This window comes from Longimicrobium sp. (genome assembly GCF_036554565.1).
Classification (GTDB): Bacteria; Gemmatimonadota; Gemmatimonadetes; order Longimicrobiales; family Longimicrobiaceae; genus Longimicrobium.
Map to the genome: position 1 here is coordinate 1 of NZ_DATBNB010000327.1, position 16,570 is coordinate 16,570.

Sequence of the window (16,570 nt, forward strand, 5' to 3'; positions counted from 1 at the left end):
CCGCGTGTCACCTGACGTTCTCGCCCGCTGCTGCGTCCCCGTGCGGGGGCACCGAGCAGGGCAGGAGGGACTCGAACCCCCAACCGCCGGTTTTGGAGACCGGTGCTCTACCAATTGAGCTACTGACCTACGGTGTTCAGGTGGCCAGGGAGGGAGTCGAACCCCCGACACCACGATTTTCAGTCGTGTGCTCTACCAACTGAGCTACCTGGCCCTCGACCCTTGCTTCCCCAACAAAAAGCCGCCCGGCTGCGGCGGCGGGGTCCGGCATAGCGGGGGCGGGATTCGAACCCGCGACCTTCGGGTTATGAGCCCGACGAGCTACCAGGCTGCTCCACCCCGCGACAAGGACACCGAATGTATCACCCTCACCCTTCCGCGTCAACCCCCTTCAGAGGCTTTTCGCGTTCACCGCCCGTGTCCCCGGCGGCGACGGCGTAAGTATAAACGGATCCCAAATCTTTTCAAGGCCTTGACAAGAACTGGTTTTTTCGTTGGCCGGGGGTCAGTCCAGGAAGCGACCTTCGTCCGCCAACTGGCGCAGCAGCGCGCCCCGCTCGTTCTCGTCGTCGGCCGCGCGGCGCAGCTCCGGGGTGGCGGGCTGCCGCGCGCCGCACCCATCGCACGAAAGGAAGCGCTCGTCCCACATCCACCCTTCGCTCCAGCTGCCGGTGCACTCGGGCTTCAGGTGGCGCAGCAGGGCCTCGGGCCGGGCCTCCACCGGTTCCTGCACCCGCAGCACCGGCTCGAAGTGGCAGGCGAAGCAGGTGAGCGTGTGGGGAAGCGCGATGCGCGTTCCGGACGCGATGCGAAGGTGCTTGCCGCAGCGCGGGCACACGCCCAGGAACCAGAGCACGCGGTAGCGCCCCGTCCAGAACAGGTGGGCCATGAACCCGCCGGCGCAAACGCACACCGCCGGCCAGGGATAGTGCGGCGGAACCCACACCGCGTACGGGATGATGCCCCAGAAGAACGCCAGGGAGAGCAGCGCCTTGAGCGCGCGCCCGGGGAGCGGCTGCGGCACCAGCCCCACCCGCGCCGGGGCAGGAGGATGGGCGGGCAGCGTCACCTGAACGTTGGGAGCCTCGATCGGCACGCTCATCGTCACCTCGCGTCTTCGGCCTTTCCCAAGATAAGCAATCCGGGCCCGCGCTCCAGTCCTCCGTGCCTGAATGAAAAAGGAGGAGCCGCGCCCGGCTCCTCCCGTATCCAACGATCATGCCACCGGGCGGCTCACCACCTCACCGCCAGCAGGCAGGCTTCCGCACCGCGCTTGCGGCAGCTGGCCTCGTCGGCGTGGGCGACGAAGACGGCCGGCGAGTCGCCGGGCTTGAAGCGCTGGGCCAGCTCCTCGACCACGTTGCGGTCCAGTTCGCACGGGTACGGGTTGCGCACCTCCACGGTGCACGAGCGGTCGCCGGTGCGGGTGTAGCGAAAGCCCCCCACGTCGCTCCCCTCGTGACGCGTATGGTAGTCGGCGTCCAGGGTGGAAAGTGCCTCGTGGATGGAGTCCAGCGCCGGCGGAAAGGTGGCCTCCTGCACCAGCCTCCGCCCCACGCGGGCCAGGGTGTTGGGCCCCACCTTCTCGTAGACGGTACGCTGCGCGTCCAGGTACGCCTGCCACGGGTACCAGGCCGAGGGCTGCGGATCGGGGATGCCGTTCTCCGCGAGGATCTGCAGCCCGCGCGGGCCGTAGAAGCCCAGGGCCGACACGAACGCCTGGACGGACGCGCCCAGCACGCGATCGCCCGGGGAGCTTGCCTTGAAGACCTGCATGCTTCGCTGTCTGATGGTCGTGCGGAGCCGGATGCACCGCGCAAACAAATGGTAAACGGCGCCCCGGGACAGGTTCCCCCGGAGCGCCATCCACGGCTCAGCCGACGACCAGGTTCACCAGCCGGTCGGGAACGAAAACGGTCTTGCGGACCTGCTTGTCCTCGATCCACCGGCGCACGTGGGCGTCGGCCAGGGCGGCGGCGCGCGCCTCGGCCTCGGCGATGCCGCGGGCCATGGGCATGCGCGCGCGCACCTTGCCGTTCACCTGCACGACGAACTCCACCGTGTCGGCGACGGCCTTGGACGCGTCGAACTCCGGCCACGACGCGGCGCCGAAGATGGAGCCCTCGCCGCCCATCCGCTCCCACAGCTCCTCGGCCATGTGCGGCGCGAACGGCGCCACCAGCCGAACCAGCGGCTCCACGGCCGCGCGTTCCGGGGTGCGGCCGCCCGCGCGGACCACGTTCAGGTACTCCATCATCGCCGCGACGGCGGTGTTGTACGAGAGCACCTCCAGGTCTTCCGTCACCTTGCGGATGGTGGCGTGAAGCTTCTGCTCCACGTCGCGGTCAAGCTCGCGGTCCTCCGCCGTCAGCGCCGAGTCCCACAGGCGCGTGAGGAAGTTGTACGGGCCGGTGATGCCGCTGTCGCGGAAGTCGCCGCCTTCCTGGTACGGCCCCAGGAACATCAGGTACGTGCGGAAGGTGTCCGCTCCCCACTCGGCGATGTAGTCGTCGGGCACCACCACGTTGCCACGCGACTTCGACATTTTGGAGCCGTCCTTGACGATCAGCCCGTGCGCGCGGAAGCGGGTGAACGGCTCCTCGAAGTCCACGTGCCCCATGTCACGCAGGGCCATGGTGACGAAGCGCGCGTACAGCAGGTGCAGCACCGCGTGCTCGTTGCCGCCAATGTAGCTGTCCACCGGCAGCCACGTGCGCGTGATGGCGGGATCGAACGGCACCTGCTCGTTGCCAGCGCTGGGATAGCGCAGGAAGTACCAGGCGCTGTCCAGAAAGGTGTCGCTGACGTCCGTCTCCCGGCGCGCCTTGCCCCCGCACGTGGGGCACTCCGTCAGGTACCACTCCTCGTGCCGCGCCAGGGGAGAGATGCCGGAGGCGTCGGGCTTGAAGTCTTCCACGAAGGGAAGCACAACGGGCAGCTGGTCCTCGGGCACCGGGACGATGCCGCACTCGTCGCAGTACAGGATGGGGATGGGCGGACCCCAGTACCGCTGCCGGCTGATCGTCCAGTCGTGCAGGCGGTAGTTGATCCGCTTCTCCCCCACGCCCATCGATGCCAGCCACTCCGTGACGGCGGACTTGGCTTCGGAGACGTCCGTGCCGTCGAAGTGGCCGCTGTTCACCAGCCGCCCGGGCCCGGTGTACGCCTCGGCCAGCGGCGTCTCCGCATCATCCCCCTCACCCGCCACCACGCGCACGATCGGCAGGCCGAACTCCGTGGCGAACTCGAAGTCGCGCTCGTCGTGCCCGGGCACGGCCATGATGGCGCCGGTCCCGTACTCCATCAGCACGTAGTCGGCGATCCAGACGGGGATCTCCTGCTTCGTGGCCGGGTTCACGGCGTAGCCGCCCGTCCACACGCCCGTCTTGGTCTTGTCGGTCTTCTTGCGCGTCACCAGGTCCTGGGCAGACGCCTGGCGCCGGTACGCATCCACCGCGTCCTGCTGTTCGGGCGTGGTGACGCGCTCCACCAGCGGGTGCTCGGGAGCCAGCACCATGTACGTGGCGCCGAACACCGTGTCGGGCCGGGTGGTGAACACGCGGATCACCGGGCGCTCGGATTCGATCTGCGCGGCTTCGTGCCGGTCGTCGGCCACCTTGCGGCGCGCGATGGGAAACGCCAGCTCGGCGCCCTCGCTGCGGCCGATCCAGTTCTCCTGGGCCTTGCGCGTGGTGTCGGACCAGTCCAGCGTCTTCAGGTTGTCGAGCAGCTTGGCCGCGTAGTTCGTGATCTTGAAGAACCACTGCGAAAGGAAGCGCATCTCCACCGCGGTGCCGCAGCGCTCGCACTCGCCGCCGATTACCTGCTCGTTGGCCAGCACGGTGTTGCACGACGGGCACCAGTTGACGGGCGCGGCCTTCTTCTCGGCCAGCCCGGCCTTGTACAGCTGCAGGAAGATCCACTGTGTCCACCGGTAGTAATCGGGCGTGGTGGTGTCGACCGTGTGGTTCCAGTCGTACATCAGCCCCACGCGCCGCAGCTGGCGCGTGAACCGCTCGACATTGCGCGGGATCAGCTCCGTGGGGTGAATCCCCTGCTTCAGCGCAAAGTTCTCGCTGTGGATGCCGAACGCGTCGAAGCCGATGGGCTCGAACACCTGGTATCCCTGCAGGCGCTTGAAGCGGCCGTAGATGTCGGCGCCCGCAAACGCGTAGATGTTGCCCACGTGAAGCCCCTCGGCCGAGGGGTACGGGAACATCATCAGGTTGTTGAAGGGCTTTTCGGCGGACCGCAGCGCCTCGTCCGTCCACGCGTTGGTGCCCCGCTCGTCCCAGCGCGCCTGCCACTTCCGCTCTACCTCGGCGGGATTGTAGCTGTCGGTGTGGTTTCCGTTGCTCATGTTCCGTTCAGACCCCGCGCCCCGATGGATTGCGCCTGCCGATGGTGCCGACCGCAGTTCGAGCCGCCGGCGTCGGTGCGTCGGCGGCTCGCTCCCCTAAACTGCCATTCAGGCGTGTAATCTACAAGCCCTGTCCAGCGCCCTTCGGGCACACGAGGAACGCGATCAAGGATCGATGCTCGAAGGGCATCCCTGCCGATGCCGCAATCAGGATCGCGGTACCGGCACGGGAGCATTGTGGCGCGTGGACCTGACGATTATCAATGAATGCACTCTCGCCTGGACCCCACCTCGGAAAGGAACCATGTCCGCCGCGCGCTTTCTCGGCGCAGCCCTGACGCTCGCAGTCCTGGCCGGCTGCAGAGATACCACGGGGCCGCGGGATGCTTCCTCGTTCACCGCGCCCATCGTGGGCGTGCCGATGGACGACGTGTTCTACGGCGCGTACCGGGACCACGATCCAGGCACCGGGGTTCGGGACCACGCGTGCGGCCTGAAGTCGTATAACGGCCACGGGGGTGTCGACATCCTGCTGCGCAACTTCCAGGTGCAGGACAAGGGCGTACCGGTGATCGCGGCGGCGGATGGCACGGTGACGTGGGTGAGTGATGGGCTTCCCGACCGGAACATCACGTGGGAGGGCACCAGCGGGTTCGGGAACGCCGTCGAAATCACCCACCCCGGCGGATTGAGCACCATCTATGGCCACCTCCGCCGCGGCTCGGTCGCGGTGAGCAACGGTCAGAGCGTGCAACGGGGCGCGGTCCTGGGGATGGTGGGCAGCTCCGGCAGGTCCAACTGGCCGCACCTGCACTTCGAGGTGCGCGAAGGTGGAGCTTCGCTCGATCCCTTCGCCGGCGACTGCTCGCAGACGCAAAGCCTGTGGGCGGACCAGCTTCCCTATCAGAACGCGTTCGAGGTGACGGATGCAGGGATTACGGACCAGCCGGCGACCTTCGCCGTGTTGATCGAGCGGCCGCCCACGCTCAGCACCTTCCCGTTGAACGCCGCCGGTTTCCGGTTCTGGCTCCAGGTTGCGAACCAGCCGGTGGCCCAGACGCGGTTCGAGCTGCGCGCACCCGGGGGGGCGCTCAGGGATGCGGGACTGGTGCAGGTCGGCGCCTCGTTCAGCATGCGATACCTGGTGCTGGAGGTGCCGGTGAATGGGCAGTTGACCGAGCCTGGCGCATGGCAGATCCGGACCTACCAGGGCAACCAGCTCATCCATACCCAGCCCTTCACCCTGCTGCCCGCGGGCGCCGCCGAGGGCGCCGCCACCCCGTCTGTGCGCGGCACCTTCCCCTCCGCCGTGCGCGTGTTCGACCAGGCGCCGGGAGCGGACGCGCACCCGTAGCGCTCACTTCCGGGAACATCCCGGACGAGCGGAAGCTTGGACGCGCACCCCGACGCGCCAATCGAAACGCGAGCCGCCGACGTCCTTAGCGTCGGCGGCTCGCGTCGTACACTGCCATGGATCAACGGTTCTACACCCCGTCCAGTCCCCGCCTTCCACGCGCTCAGCCTCGGTCCGTAAGGGCCGCGATGAGCAAGATGGACAGAAGCGCTCCCACTCCTCCCATGAAAGCAATCTGGGGATCGAGTCCGAACGACAGGCAGCCGAGCGTCACGGCTGAGGACAGGAACAGGCCCAGCCCGTACAGCTGACGCTGCGTAATGTCCTTTTGCGGATCGAAAAGCCCGCCGCCGGTCTCAAAAAAGCGCCGCAGATCATGCATGGGTGTTCCCTCGTAGGTGTGATTTTCACGTCGTGTGTCGGGATCCGCGCCCCGGACCCGCGACAATTTCCCTGCCCTTCTCCGCTCCTCCTGAACAATCCTGCCGCACATGCTGCCCGCCATGTGTCGGCTACTAATTCTCCTTGCCACGCTTGGCCCGAAGGCTTACCGTATGCGTAGTAAGTGGACAAAACAGACAGTTCTGCCCGTTCTCCACACTCTGGGCGATCTGCCCAAAGGTGGACAAGTGAGCCAGAATGTACACCGTGCACATGAGCGTCGCAAGATGATCAACCGACGAGAGCTACCGATCGAAGCTGTGCGCGAGCTGGCCCGCGATCGCTCGGAGCGCTCTTCCATTCGGCAGGTGGCCGATCAGATGGCTTTAGGGCACAGCACACTCGCCAATTTCCTGAAAGGCGCCAACCCTCACCCGCGCATTCGCCGGGCGCTGGCGGACTGGTACTTCCGGGAGATTGGGAGTGGTGGCGACGAGTACCCCGACGTGGCCTATGCCTCGGCGGTGCAGGTCCTGGTGGCGGGGCTGCCGGAGCGCGGACGGGCGGAGGCGGCCGAGGACGTGGTTGCCCTGCTGGAGCGGCTGCACGAAAAAAGCGGGCTCCAGAAGCCCGGATGGCTGGAGCGGCTGCGTGCGGGAGAGGCGCGGGAGGGAGAGGCGGAAGGATGAGCGGCTACCCGCCCCGCCGCCAGCGCCCCACCACATCGCGGGCGGCTTCGGGCCGGTGGGGAACTCGAACTCGAAGCCGCCCTCCAGCAGCCCCCGGGGATCAGCCGCTGGTGAGCGTGGTGCTAAGATCGCGTGCCATGCTCGAGTGTTCCCAGTGCAACCAGCCACTCTGCTTTCGCAATCCGCAAGCGGACAGGGGTACAACGACCAAACGGTCGCCCTGGTGGTACATGCACGCAGGCCCACATCCCGTTGATGCGGCAAGAGGTGGAGCGGCATGAGGGATTGACGAGGGCGTCGAACTCACATTTGGGCGTCGCCAATACGGTGTTCACGACGCACCGGATAGACAGTACGCTTGAAGCCTTATACCTGTACCAGAGCGATAGCCAACGACTGCGACGGCGCGGTCACGACCTGTATGTACGCCATGTAAGGGGCCCCAACCGGAATGCTCAGCGCGCGTTCGACAATACCGACCGGCCTGCGATTCTAGCCAAGTTCCCGTGTCAGTTCGACTTCAACAAGATGGATAACTAGCATGTTAGCCAAAAGCCTCCTGGGCATGTTGGTGTTCCTCGTGACGCCGATCACGCTTCCCGCGCAGCAAGAACCGAATGCACACGCGAGTTGCCGCGGGGTGCTCACCTCTACGGTCGCCAGCGGCCACGAGCATCACGATCTGCCCCGTTGCGGAGCCGAAGTAGCTTCCGAGCTAGGCCGGATGCTACGTAGTTTGGGGACGGAGCGAGATCTGGAGAAGCTGAGGCTGTTGCATCGGGTCTCATTCTTTGTCCGCGACGCTGCGGTCTTCAGCCAAGCCGTGGCGCTGGCAAATACCGTCACTGCTGATCCACATGTGCGCGTCCTTGGCCTCTACGTAGCGCTTACACAGATTGACCGCGGCACGGACTTTACCAGTTCCGGCGTTAGCAAGCCGTTCCGGGAGCCCCTGAGCGAGAACTGCGAAGAGGCGGCGTTCGGCGCCCCGGACGACACCTTCTGGCACGACGGAGGCTTGCCGAGCGATGCTGTGGAGACGCTGCGATCGACCGCGGTTGGACTTGGGTCGACGACTCAGCCATTGATGGTTCGGCGCTTCGCCAGTTGCGTTCTGCTGGTGCTTCCTGAAGGTCCGGAACCGGATTGATCGGCAGGGTTCGGCCGAACGGGATTTATCGCACATTCAGCCGCGACCCTCCGCTCACAAAGGTGGCGGAGGGTCGTAGCGCACCCGACCACCCGAGGGATCTGCAGAGATCCCTGCGACTACCCGCGCCAGCGGGTTACAAGATCGCGGGCAGCTTCGGGCCAGTGGGGGAACTGGAACTCGAAGCCGGCCTCCAGCAGCCGCCCGGGGACCACGCGGCGGCTCTTGAGCACCAGCTCGGTCTCGGTGCGCATCAGCCAGGTGCCGATCTCCAGCATCCACTCCGCCGCCGGCAGCCCGATGCGCGTGCCCCACGCCTCGCGCAGGGCGCGCATGAAGTCGGCGTAGGGGAGCGGATTGCGCGACGAGACGTTGACGGCGCCTTCCACCTCGCCGCGCTCCATCAGCCAGTACAGGGCGCGGACGAAGTCGGCCTCGTGCACCCACGAGACGTACTGGCGCCCGCTTCCCGCGGGCCCGCCCAGCCCGCGCCTCACCAGCCCCAGCAGCACGTCGAAGATGCCGCCCCGGTCGGGGCTCATCACCATGGCCGAGCGCAGCGCCACCTTCCGCGTCCGCGGCGTGTCGGCCTCCATCAGGGCGGCTTCCCACGCCTGCGCCACTTCGATGCTGAACTTCCAGGTGTCGGGCGCGTCCTCCCCCGCCCCGAGGATGCCCGTGGCCTCGTCGTTGGGCGCGTCGAAACGGTGCGCGTAGATGGTGGCGGTACTGGCCTGCAGCCATACCCGCGGCGGCGCGGCACACCGTACGATCGCCTGGCCCACCGCTCGCGTGGAATCCACCCGCGACTCCAGGATGGCGCGCCGGTTCGCCTGGTTGTAGCGGCAGTTGACGCTTCGGCCAGCCAGGTTGATCACGGCGTCGGCACCTTCCAGCTCCGCGGCCCAGCCGCCGACGGTGCGCGCGTCCCAGCGCACGGTCCGCCACGGCGCGGACGACGGATCGCGAGACAGCACCACCACCTCGTGCCCATCCGCCACGAAGGCGCGCGCGAGGAGGGTTCCCACCTGCCCCGACCCGCCCGGCAGCACGATCTTCATCCGCCGTCGCTCCTGGCCGGATGTCATCGGGGGATCGCCGGTGGCGGGGCCGACGGGTTGAAGTGCTGGTAAACGAGGGCGCCAATCCGCGCGATCAGCAGGTTGGCGGGATTGTCGGTCGCGTAGGAGGTATCACGGTTCTCGCGCGTCATCACGCAGATCGCGACCGGCGCGTCCGGACCGTACAGAATACCACAGTCGTTTCTCGCCTGGTCCACGTCACCACTCTTGTGCGCCGCCCTGGCGCCCTCAGGAAGCCAGCGAGTGAGCTTGTTCCAGTCCTCGTTCTCACGCAGCATCGCGAGCGCCAGCGAGTCCATCCGCGGCGACACGGCGGTCCCGGCGTGCAGCCGCGCGAAGAGTTCCACCGTCTCGTCCGGCGTGGTGACGCCCAGCCCGTACTTCACCGAGCTGTCCATCGCCACGCTCGTGGCACGGTTGAAGGTCTTGGAGTGGATCTTGGTGTGGGGCAGCCCCAAGGCCTCCATCTTCGTCCACACGGTGCGTATGTTCAGCTTTTCGAGCAGCAGGTTGGTAGCGGTGTTGTCCGAGATGATGATCATCAGCCGGGCCGCGTCTTCCACCGTCAGCTGCAGCCCGGGACGGAAGTGCTGCAGGACGCCGCTGCCTCCCACGCGGTCGCGCGCCAGCATCGACAGCGGCTCGTCCAGCCGCATGGTTCCCTTCTCCACCTCGTCCAGCAGCGCCACCAGGACGGCCACCTTGATCAGCGAGGCGCTGGAGAACGTCTCTCCGCCACGGATGGAGAGGGATTCTCCAGTCGCCAGGTTCCGCACGCTGACGCCCACGATTCCCTGGTAGCCCGCGGAGGCGTTTTCGATGGTGCGCCGGAGCGCGGCCGTGTCTGTGGAGGCGCGCGCGGAGCGGGCCTGTGCGGCGGCGGGCGCGCAGGCGGGGAGCAGGGCCAGCGCCAGGAGCAGGGCGAGTCGGATCAGCGGCATGGGCGTGTGTGGGTGGGGGCGGAAAGAGGATGCGGGGGCAAGATGGCGCGCGGTCCATCCGCTGTCCACCGCGGCCTGCGGAGTGAACCGAAGATGGATCCGCAAGGGATTGTGGATCAACAGCTTAGGGACCCGTCCAGACCGAAGGTGTTGCGCTCGGTGGACCACGGGCGTAAGATGGCGCCCGTCTCAAACACTCGCTCTGCGATTCGCTTCGGTGCCGCCGCGGCCGTCCCTGGCAGGGGATGCCCCCCGGTGATCCGGTTCCTGGCACCGATCTGTCGAACCTGAACTCCCGCAACACGATGGCCTGGTCACCCCGGAACGCGCTCTGCGCGCTCGTGCTCGTATTTCTGTCCGCGCCGGTGTTCGTCGCCGCACAGGAAGGCCCCCGCTCCGTCCGTTCGGCGGGGCCCCGCTTCAGCATCGAGGCTCGGCGCGATTCCGTGGTGAGCATGGCCCGTCAGCAGCTCGGGCGTCAGTACGTGTTTGGTGGCACCACGCCGCGCGGGTTCGACTGCAGCGGCTTTACCCAGTACCTGATGCGCGCCTTCGGCGTGGAAACGCCGCGGACGGCGGCGCAGCAGGCCCGCGCCGGCCAGGAGGTGCCGCGCGACCGCTCTATGCTTCGCCCGGGCGACATCCTGACCTTCGGGCGGGGCGGCCGCGTGACGCACGTGGGCGTGTACGTGGGCGACGGGCGGTACGTGCATGCCAGCAGCGGCCAGGGGCGCATCGTGGAGAGCAGCCTCGACCGGCCGCAGTCCAGCCTGGTGCGCGCGTGGATGGGCGTTCGGCGCTACATCCGCGGCGACAGCGCCGAAACGCGGGCCGTGGCGCAGGCCGCTCCCGCGCCCCAGCCCAGCACCCGCCCCGTCGCACCGAAGCGCCGCGGCTGATCGGCAGCAGTTTGGGGAAACATCGAAGCCGGCCCGAGTGGGCCGGCTTCTTCGTTTGTGCGCATCACCAGAATCCGCCGTCCCCGCCGTCCCCGAAGCCCCCACCCAACCTTGTCATCCAGAGGCCCGAACTCACTGCACTCACGCGCACACCGCCCTGTGCCGGGCCGACGGATCTAGCCTGAACCACGTAACAGCCTGGGCGCGGCAGCGACACGGAGCCCCGGGGCCTCGGAACCTCGTGTGAAAGTGAGCCGAGCCGTGGGAATCCCACACCGAAGGCCAGCCTCCCGCCCCGCAAGGGTGGTGAGCCCTCACCTCGGATCGGCACCGGCCCTGCAAGGGTGATGGGCTCCCACCTCAAATCGGCCCTCGGCTCCCACGGGCGAATGAATTCGCTGCAACGACCACACGAAGTCCGCCTTCGCGGACTGGCTTGTTTGGGTGCACTCGTCGGCAGTGGGGCGCGACCTTGCTGTGGATCTGGCCGCGCTCCTTGACCGCTTACCGTTGACGGCGGGGTTCTTCCGCGGGCAGACCGATGCCCGGGCGTAGCACTTCGCCGGTGACGGGATCGATGCGGGCGCCCGTGTCCGGAAAGTCCAGTACCGAGAGGGAGTCGGCCAGGGCGGAGGCGCGGCCGGTGTCGTCAGCCTGCACCTGGCCTGGTGGCAACTGGCGCGTGGACCTCAGTTGCGCAGAGAGCACACGGCCCTCGTCGTCGAGCACCGCGCAGGCGATGGCGCCGCGGTTCAGCGGCTCCACGAGCGAGAACGGGCCGTACGTCAGGAGATTGCCCAGCGAGTAGAACACCAGCGCGTTTCCCCGCCACTCCACGGCGCGCATAACGTGCGGCCCGTGCCCGATCACCAGGTCCGCGCCGGCATCGGTGGCGGCACGTGCGAACGCGACGACGTTGCCGCGATCTTCCCCGTAGAAGATCTCGCGCCGGTCCGGCGTGCGCTGGTGCCCGCGGCCCTCCGCACCCATGTGCATGGTCACCACCAGCCGGGGCCAGCGCTCCGCGGCCCGGGCGACGTGGCGGCGCACCGAGCCGAGGTTCCGCGGGTCCGGGCCCGCCCACTGCGCGAAGCCCAGGAACGCCACGGTGTCGCCCTCCGCCGTGGCGACCACGGTGGCCAGCGTATCGGCCCCGGTGACGAGTGCGCCGGCGCTCTCCAGGTGGCGGATGGTGTTGCGTCGGCCTACGTCGCCATCATCCCGCGCGTGGTTGTTGGCCACGTTCGCGACGACCTCGGCGCTGTCCGCCACCTGCCGCAGCGCGCGCGCCGAGGCCTCAGGCGAGCGGAAGGCGTAGCACGCCGTGGAGCGCGGCGCGCACTTCCGCCGGTTGATCGGCCCGTCCCCGATCGCGCCCTCCACGTTCCACAGCACGATGTCGGCGTCCGCGACCAGAGGGCGAAGCGGCTCTACCAGCGAATCGGGTGCAGGCAGCGCGGGCACCCGCCGGCCCAGGCGCGCCCGCGTGTGCACCCACGCGGTGTCGAGGTTGGTTCCCAGTGTGATGTCTCCGCCCGCGCAAATGCGCACGCCCGCCGTGTCTGCTTGCAAGGGAGCGGGCGGCTGGCCGGAGCGGGCCGGTTGGGCGTCGGCGAGCGTCGCGCTCAGTACGGCTGCCAGAAGGGCGAGGGCCGTTTTTGTGAGTGCCATCACGACAATTTTGGGGGCGGGCTGTGCACGGGCGAATGAATTCGCTGCAACAAACACACGAAGTCCACCTGCGTGGACTACCGGCTCTGGGGTGGTTCAGGTTTCAGGTGCGCGCCTTCGATTCGGTGCTACGCGGCGCTGGGGCCGGCTCGGTTTTGCTCCGCCGTCAGAAGCTCCAAAGACGAATGCGTGTTTCCGGCGGCGTGGTGCTCGGGCTGGTGCAGCACGTAGTTGCGCACCTTCTCGACGTGGTAGGGCGACACGGTGAACGCGCCGTATCCGCCCTGCCACTTGAACGCGACTCGCAGCCTCTGCCCCACCAGGTGCGAAGACGAGCCTTTCACCTGCTTCACCAGTTCCGCGACCGCAACGGTGGTCGGAAAGCGCACCAGCAGGTGCACATGGTCCTGCACGCCCCCGAACGCCTCGACGTTGGCGCCCAGCTTCGCCCACTCGGCGCGAATGCAGTGGTCGATCGCCTCCATCAGCCACGGCGTGATCAGCGGAGCACGGTTCCACGTGGCCCACGTGACGTGCAGGTACAACTGGGTGAAAGGCTCCCGCATATCCCACTCGCACGAAGAGGTGGAGTCGCGCCACACACCGGCAGACACACGAAAACTTGCAGTCCACGAAGGTGGACATCGTGTGGTTGTTGCAGCGAATTCATTCGCCCGTGCGGACTTGGGCCCACTCCAAAGCGGGCTTGGCTCACTTCGAAGCCGGGCCAGGGCTCACTCCGGCTGTCCACGCGCCCGCTGCCTACCGTGCCGCCACAAGCCGCCGCACAATGGCATCCCCCGCGGCCTGCGTACCCAGGGTGCCGCCAAGATCGGTGGTGGCCTCGCCGGCCAGGATGCAGGCGCGCACCGCGTCTTCCAGCTTCGCGGCTTCGGCGGGGCGGCCCAGGTGCTCCATCATCAGCCCGGCGGTGAGGGTGGCGGCGAAGGGGTTGGCCAGGTCCTTTCCCGCAATGTCCGGCGCCGACCCGTGCACCGGCTCGAACAGGCCGATCCGCCCCGGGTGGATGTTCCCCGACGGCGACAGCCCCAGCCCGCCCGCCAGCTGCGCCCCCAGGTCCGATAGGATGTCGCCGAACAGGTTGCCGGTGACGATCACCTGGTAGCGCTCCGGCCGGCGCACCATGTCCATGGCCAGCATGTCGACGTACAGCGCCTCGCTCTCGATGTCGGCGTACTCGGCCGCCACCAGCTTGAACACGCGCCGCCACAGCCCGCCCGCGAACTCCATCGCATTCGCCTTGTCCGACATCGTCACGCGCGTCAGCCCGTTGCGGCGCGCGTACTCGAACGCCGCGCGAATGATGCGCTCCACGCCCTTGCGCGTGTTCACGTCTTCCTGGATGGCCACCTCGTCGGGCGTGCCCTGCTTGAAGGTGCCGCCCATCCCCACGTACACGCCCTCGGTGTTCTCGCGGAAGATGACGAAGTTCACGTCCTCCGCCTGCTTGTCGCGCAGGGGCGTCAGCCGCTCGTGGAACAGGCGCACGGGGCGAAAGTTCACGTACAGGTCCAGCCGGAAGCGCATCCCCAGCAGGATCTGGCGCGCGTGCTCGTTCCCCGGCACCCGCGAATCGCCCAGCGCGCCCAGCAGGATGGCCTGGTAGTTGGACTGCAGGTCGGCGAACTCGGCGTCGGTGATGGCCTCGCCGGTTTCCAGGTAGCGGTCGGCGCCGTGCGGCCACTCCACCAGGTCCAGCTCGAATCCGGTGCCTTCCGTCACCGCGCGGAGCGCCTTTACCGCCTCGCGCGTGACTTCCTTGCCCACGCCGTCACCGGGAATCACCGCCACTTTCGCCATCGATCGAGCTTTCTGCTGGGGGAGGCCGCCGGCCGGGAGGGCCGAAAGGGCGGAAGCTAGGCGCGGCGGCGGCTGCGCGGCAAGCACGTCCGCAACGCCGTGGCGAGGCGTTTGCACCCGCAGGTGCGCGGAACGCGAACTCCGACACCGAGGTGCACGATGGACCAGGACCAGGGCGGCGACGACACGCTCCGCGGCGTGGAGGACACGGCGGCGCGGGTGGCGCGCGAGGCGGCGGGCTCGCTTGACGAGAACCTCCGGGCGATGCACGGCGGCCAGGAGACGGACTATGCCTTTCCCCTGCCGCCCGACATGGCCGAGGCCGACCGCATCCGCGGCGCCGACGACGTGGACCTGATGAACCGGCAGGCGAACGTCGCGGAAGGGCAGCGGCAAGCCGCCCAGCTGCTGCAGGAGAACGCCGAGCGGCTGCGACAGACGGGCCAGGAGCTCCGGCGGACGGAAAGCGCGGTGCGGGACAACCGCGGCGACGTGGGCGACATCCGCGACAACGTCCGCGCACTGGGCGACCAGCTCTCCGACGTCAGCAACCAGATCGCCCGGACCGAGGTCCCCCAGGTGGACGAACCTGCGGACGGGCGTGGAAACGGGGACGCGCGGGGCTGAGGGCCGGAACGGTACGTGCACCGGGACGCGCCCGGCTGCAAACGCAAATCGACCCATCGCAGGAGGAACGGATGGACCAGAACGATCGCGACCAGGGCAACGAAGACACGCGCAACGCCGAAGCGCACGTCCGCAACGCCCACGAAAACCTCGAGGCGCTGCAGGACCAGGCCCGCCGCGTAGAGGCGACGGCGCCCGACACCGACCGGCCCGTCGAGGGCTTCCGGGTGGACGGCATGCGGGGCGAAGACAATTCGCAGGCGAACGACAACCTGCGCAACGTGCAGGAAAACACCGAGGCGCTCCGCGACCAGGCGCGCCGGGTAGAGGCATCGACCCCGGACGACATCAACCGCACCGGCCCGCAGAACGGCTGAGGCGGGTGGATAGAGAGCGGGGCGGCGGACCACCCGGTCCGCCGCCCCGCGCTTTTTTCGCCGCAGTACGGCCGCAGCGCGGGCTAGCACTGCGCTTGCGAGAGGGACGGGCGACAGTGTGCCGCGCTACGCGGAACGCCGGATATAGACCGAGGAGAAGCACATGCGCTGGCAAGGCGGAAGGCAAAGCTCCAACCTGGAGGACGGCCGCGGACGCGGCGGCGGCGGGATGGCGGCGGGGGGCGGCATCGGGGCGCTGGTCCTGGGCCTGCTGTACTACGCGCTGACCGGCGACTCGTCCGGACTGCAGCAGGCGGCGACGCCCGAGGCGGAGCCGGCTCCCACGCAGACCACCGCCCAGCAGGACTCGATGTCGCAGTTCGTGTCGGTGGTCCTGGCCAGCACCGAGGACGTGTGGCGCGGGCTCTTCCAGCAGTCGGGCGAAACCTACGAAGAGCCCAAGCTGCGGCTGTTCACCGGCCGCGTGCAGTCGGCGTGCGGCGGGGCGAGCGCCGCCGTGGGGCCGTTCTACTGCCCGGCGGACCAGCGCGTGTACATCGACCTGAGCTTCTACGAGCAGCTGCGGCGGGACCTGGGCGCGCCCGGCGACTTCGCCCAGGCGTACGTGATCGCGCACGAGGTAGGGCACCACGTGCAGACGCTGCGGGGCATCTCGCAGCAGGTGAACGCGGCCAGCCAGCGGGTGAGCCAGGAAGAGGCCAATCAGCTCTCCGTGATGCAAGAGCTGCAGGCCGACTGCTACGCCGGCGTCTGGGGCCACCACTCGCAGCAGCAGCGGAAGTGGCTGGAGACGGGCGACGTGGAAGAGGCGCTGGGCGCGGCGACCGCCATCGGCGACGATGCGCTGCAGGGGCGCCAGGGCGACGTGCGGCCCGAAACCTTCACCCACGGCAGCAGCGAACAGCGGGTGCGCTGGTTCCGCCAGGGCTTCGAGTCGGGCGACGACCGCTCGTGCGACACCTTCAAGGCGGCGCGGCTCTGATCCCAAGGCCGGCGGAGGGGAGACGCGGGGCTGCCGGAACGGGCGGCCCCGCGTTCGTTTTCCTGGAGGATCCGATGCGCGGGATTGGTGCTGCGGCACGCGCGACCGTGGCGTGGTTCCTGGCCCGGGAACCCGCCCCCGAGCAACAGCCACTGGCCTGAAGCAGGCGCCGTTTCCGGCGGATTGGCAGGCCGAGGGGAGAGATCGTGGCGGGG

16 protein-coding genes and 3 tRNA genes are annotated in these 16,570 nt (G+C 68.4%); 7 read left to right on the forward strand and 12 right to left on the reverse strand.

Annotated features, from left to right (window positions below; translation table 11 throughout):
• Positions 1 to 56: 56 nt before the first annotated feature.
• The 6 genes from VIB55_RS09075 to leuS form a co-directional block, all read right to left on the reverse strand.
• Positions 57 to 129: transfer RNA gene (locus VIB55_RS09075), tRNA-Trp, on the reverse strand.
• 12 nt (positions 130 to 141) lie between these two features.
• A tRNA-Phe gene (locus tag VIB55_RS09080) sits at positions 142 to 214 on the reverse strand.
• A gap of 56 nt (positions 215 to 270) precedes the next feature.
• Positions 271 to 344 (reverse strand) — tRNA-Met (locus tag VIB55_RS09085).
• A gap of 161 nt (positions 345 to 505) precedes the next feature.
• Entirely contained in the window at positions 506 to 1,102 is a 597-nt protein-coding gene (locus tag VIB55_RS09090; RefSeq protein ID WP_331876339.1) for a hypothetical protein, read from the reverse strand.
• A 131-nt stretch (positions 1,103 to 1,233) separates the two neighbouring features.
• Complete coding sequence (locus VIB55_RS09095; RefSeq protein WP_331876340.1) at positions 1,234 to 1,776, reverse strand: hypothetical protein; 543 nt, start codon at positions 1,774 to 1,776, stop codon at positions 1,234 to 1,236.
• Positions 1,777 to 1,873: 97 nt separating this feature from the next.
• On the reverse strand, positions 1,874 to 4,360 hold the full coding sequence (leuS, locus tag VIB55_RS09100) for a leucine--tRNA ligase (RefSeq protein WP_331876341.1): 2,487 nt from the start codon (positions 4,358 to 4,360) through the stop codon (positions 1,874 to 1,876).
• Between the two features lie 304 nt (positions 4,361 to 4,664).
• Here leuS and VIB55_RS09105 point away from each other — a divergent pair, with 304 nt between their 5' ends.
• Positions 4,665 to 5,714, forward strand: coding sequence for a M23 family metallopeptidase (locus VIB55_RS09105; RefSeq protein ID WP_331876342.1), 1,050 nt, complete (start codon positions 4,665 to 4,667; stop codon positions 5,712 to 5,714).
• A gap of 163 nt (positions 5,715 to 5,877) precedes the next feature.
• Here VIB55_RS09105 and VIB55_RS09110 read toward each other — a convergent pair whose 3' ends face one another.
• Positions 5,878 to 6,096, reverse strand: coding sequence for a hypothetical protein (locus VIB55_RS09110; protein ID WP_331876343.1), 219 nt, complete (start codon positions 6,094 to 6,096; stop codon positions 5,878 to 5,880).
• A 247-nt stretch (positions 6,097 to 6,343) separates the two neighbouring features.
• Here VIB55_RS09110 and VIB55_RS09115 point away from each other — a divergent pair, with 247 nt between their 5' ends.
• Positions 6,344 to 6,784 (forward strand): hypothetical protein, encoded by a 441-nt coding sequence (locus tag VIB55_RS09115; protein WP_331876344.1) that lies wholly within the window; start codon positions 6,344 to 6,346, stop codon positions 6,782 to 6,784.
• A gap of 541 nt (positions 6,785 to 7,325) precedes the next feature.
• Positions 7,326 to 7,934, forward strand: a complete 609-nt coding sequence (locus tag VIB55_RS09120) for a hypothetical protein (RefSeq protein WP_331876345.1) — start codon at positions 7,326 to 7,328, stop codon at positions 7,932 to 7,934.
• A gap of 119 nt (positions 7,935 to 8,053) precedes the next feature.
• Here the strand turns inward: VIB55_RS09120 and VIB55_RS09125 are convergent, their stop codons facing one another.
• Both VIB55_RS09125 and VIB55_RS09130 read right to left on the reverse strand, forming a co-directional pair.
• Complete coding sequence (locus VIB55_RS09125) at positions 8,054 to 8,995, reverse strand: TIGR01777 family oxidoreductase (RefSeq protein ID WP_331876346.1); 942 nt, start codon at positions 8,993 to 8,995, stop codon at positions 8,054 to 8,056.
• A 23-nt stretch (positions 8,996 to 9,018) separates the two neighbouring features.
• Positions 9,019 to 9,957: a serine hydrolase gene (locus tag VIB55_RS09130; RefSeq protein ID WP_331876347.1), complete on the reverse strand. Its 939-nt coding sequence runs from the start codon at positions 9,955 to 9,957 to the stop codon at positions 9,019 to 9,021.
• 305 nt (positions 9,958 to 10,262) lie between these two features.
• Between VIB55_RS09130 and VIB55_RS09135 the strand changes: the two genes are divergently transcribed.
• Positions 10,263 to 10,856, forward strand: coding sequence for a C40 family peptidase (locus VIB55_RS09135; RefSeq protein ID WP_331876348.1), 594 nt, complete (start codon positions 10,263 to 10,265; stop codon positions 10,854 to 10,856).
• Positions 10,857 to 11,360: 504 nt separating this feature from the next.
• On the opposite strand, the gene VIB55_RS09140 is transcribed toward VIB55_RS09135, so the two are convergent.
• The 3 genes from VIB55_RS09140 to VIB55_RS09150 form a co-directional block, all read right to left on the reverse strand.
• On the reverse strand, positions 11,361 to 12,428 hold the full coding sequence (locus tag VIB55_RS09140; RefSeq protein WP_331876349.1) for a CapA family protein: 1,068 nt from the start codon (positions 12,426 to 12,428) through the stop codon (positions 11,361 to 11,363).
• Between the two features lie 227 nt (positions 12,429 to 12,655).
• Positions 12,656 to 13,093, reverse strand: a complete 438-nt coding sequence (gene tnpA, locus VIB55_RS09145) for an IS200/IS605 family transposase (protein WP_331876350.1) — start codon at positions 13,091 to 13,093, stop codon at positions 12,656 to 12,658.
• A gap of 196 nt (positions 13,094 to 13,289) precedes the next feature.
• Positions 13,290 to 14,348, reverse strand: a complete 1,059-nt coding sequence (locus VIB55_RS09150) for an isocitrate/isopropylmalate dehydrogenase family protein (RefSeq protein WP_331876351.1) — start codon at positions 14,346 to 14,348, stop codon at positions 13,290 to 13,292.
• 159 nt (positions 14,349 to 14,507) lie between these two features.
• Here VIB55_RS09150 and VIB55_RS09155 point away from each other — a divergent pair, with 159 nt between their 5' ends.
• The 3 genes from VIB55_RS09155 (at position 14,508) to ypfJ (ending at position 16,355) form a co-directional block, all read left to right on the forward strand.
• Positions 14,508 to 14,975, forward strand: a complete 468-nt coding sequence (locus VIB55_RS09155) for a hypothetical protein (protein WP_331876352.1) — start codon at positions 14,508 to 14,510, stop codon at positions 14,973 to 14,975.
• A 71-nt stretch (positions 14,976 to 15,046) separates the two neighbouring features.
• Entirely contained in the window at positions 15,047 to 15,352 is a 306-nt protein-coding gene (locus VIB55_RS09160; protein WP_331876353.1) for a hypothetical protein, read from the forward strand.
• A 163-nt stretch (positions 15,353 to 15,515) separates the two neighbouring features.
• Complete coding sequence (gene ypfJ, locus VIB55_RS09165) at positions 15,516 to 16,355, forward strand: KPN_02809 family neutral zinc metallopeptidase (protein ID WP_331876354.1); 840 nt, start codon at positions 15,516 to 15,518, stop codon at positions 16,353 to 16,355.
• The last annotated feature ends 215 nt before the right edge of the window (positions 16,356 to 16,570 follow it).

Excerpts from the sequence above, each read along its gene's own strand:
- VIB55_RS09105 (WP_331876342.1), top strand. The coding sequence starts at position 4,665 with ATGTCCGCCGCGCGCTTTCTCGGCGCAGCCCTGACGCTCGCAGTCCTG.
- VIB55_RS09110 (WP_331876343.1), bottom strand. The coding sequence starts at position 6,096 with ATGCATGATCTGCGGCGCTTTTTTGAGACCGGCGGCGGGCTTTTCGAT.
- VIB55_RS09125 (WP_331876346.1), bottom strand. The coding sequence starts at position 8,995 with ATGAAGATCGTGCTGCCGGGCGGGTCGGGGCAGGTGGGAACCCTCCTC.
- tnpA (WP_331876350.1), bottom strand. The coding sequence starts at position 13,093 with ATGCGGGAGCCTTTCACCCAGTTGTACCTGCACGTCACGTGGGCCACG.
- VIB55_RS09090 (WP_331876339.1), bottom strand. The coding sequence starts at position 1,102 with ATGAGCGTGCCGATCGAGGCTCCCAACGTTCAGGTGACGCTGCCCGCC.
- VIB55_RS09135 (WP_331876348.1), top strand. The coding sequence starts at position 10,263 with ATGGCCTGGTCACCCCGGAACGCGCTCTGCGCGCTCGTGCTCGTATTT.
- VIB55_RS09095 (WP_331876340.1), bottom strand. The coding sequence starts at position 1,776 with ATGCAGGTCTTCAAGGCAAGCTCCCCGGGCGATCGCGTGCTGGGCGCG.
- VIB55_RS09120 (WP_331876345.1), top strand. The coding sequence starts at position 7,326 with ATGTTAGCCAAAAGCCTCCTGGGCATGTTGGTGTTCCTCGTGACGCCG.
- VIB55_RS09160 (WP_331876353.1), top strand. The coding sequence starts at position 15,047 with ATGGACCAGAACGATCGCGACCAGGGCAACGAAGACACGCGCAACGCC.
- leuS (WP_331876341.1), bottom strand. The coding sequence starts at position 4,360 with ATGAGCAACGGAAACCACACCGACAGCTACAATCCCGCCGAGGTAGAG.
- ypfJ (WP_331876354.1), top strand. The coding sequence starts at position 15,516 with ATGCGCTGGCAAGGCGGAAGGCAAAGCTCCAACCTGGAGGACGGCCGC.
- VIB55_RS09130 (WP_331876347.1), bottom strand. The coding sequence starts at position 9,957 with ATGCCGCTGATCCGACTCGCCCTGCTCCTGGCGCTGGCCCTGCTCCCC.
- VIB55_RS09155 (WP_331876352.1), top strand. The coding sequence starts at position 14,508 with ATGGACCAGGACCAGGGCGGCGACGACACGCTCCGCGGCGTGGAGGAC.
- VIB55_RS09150 (WP_331876351.1), bottom strand. The coding sequence starts at position 14,348 with ATGGCGAAAGTGGCGGTGATTCCCGGTGACGGCGTGGGCAAGGAAGTC.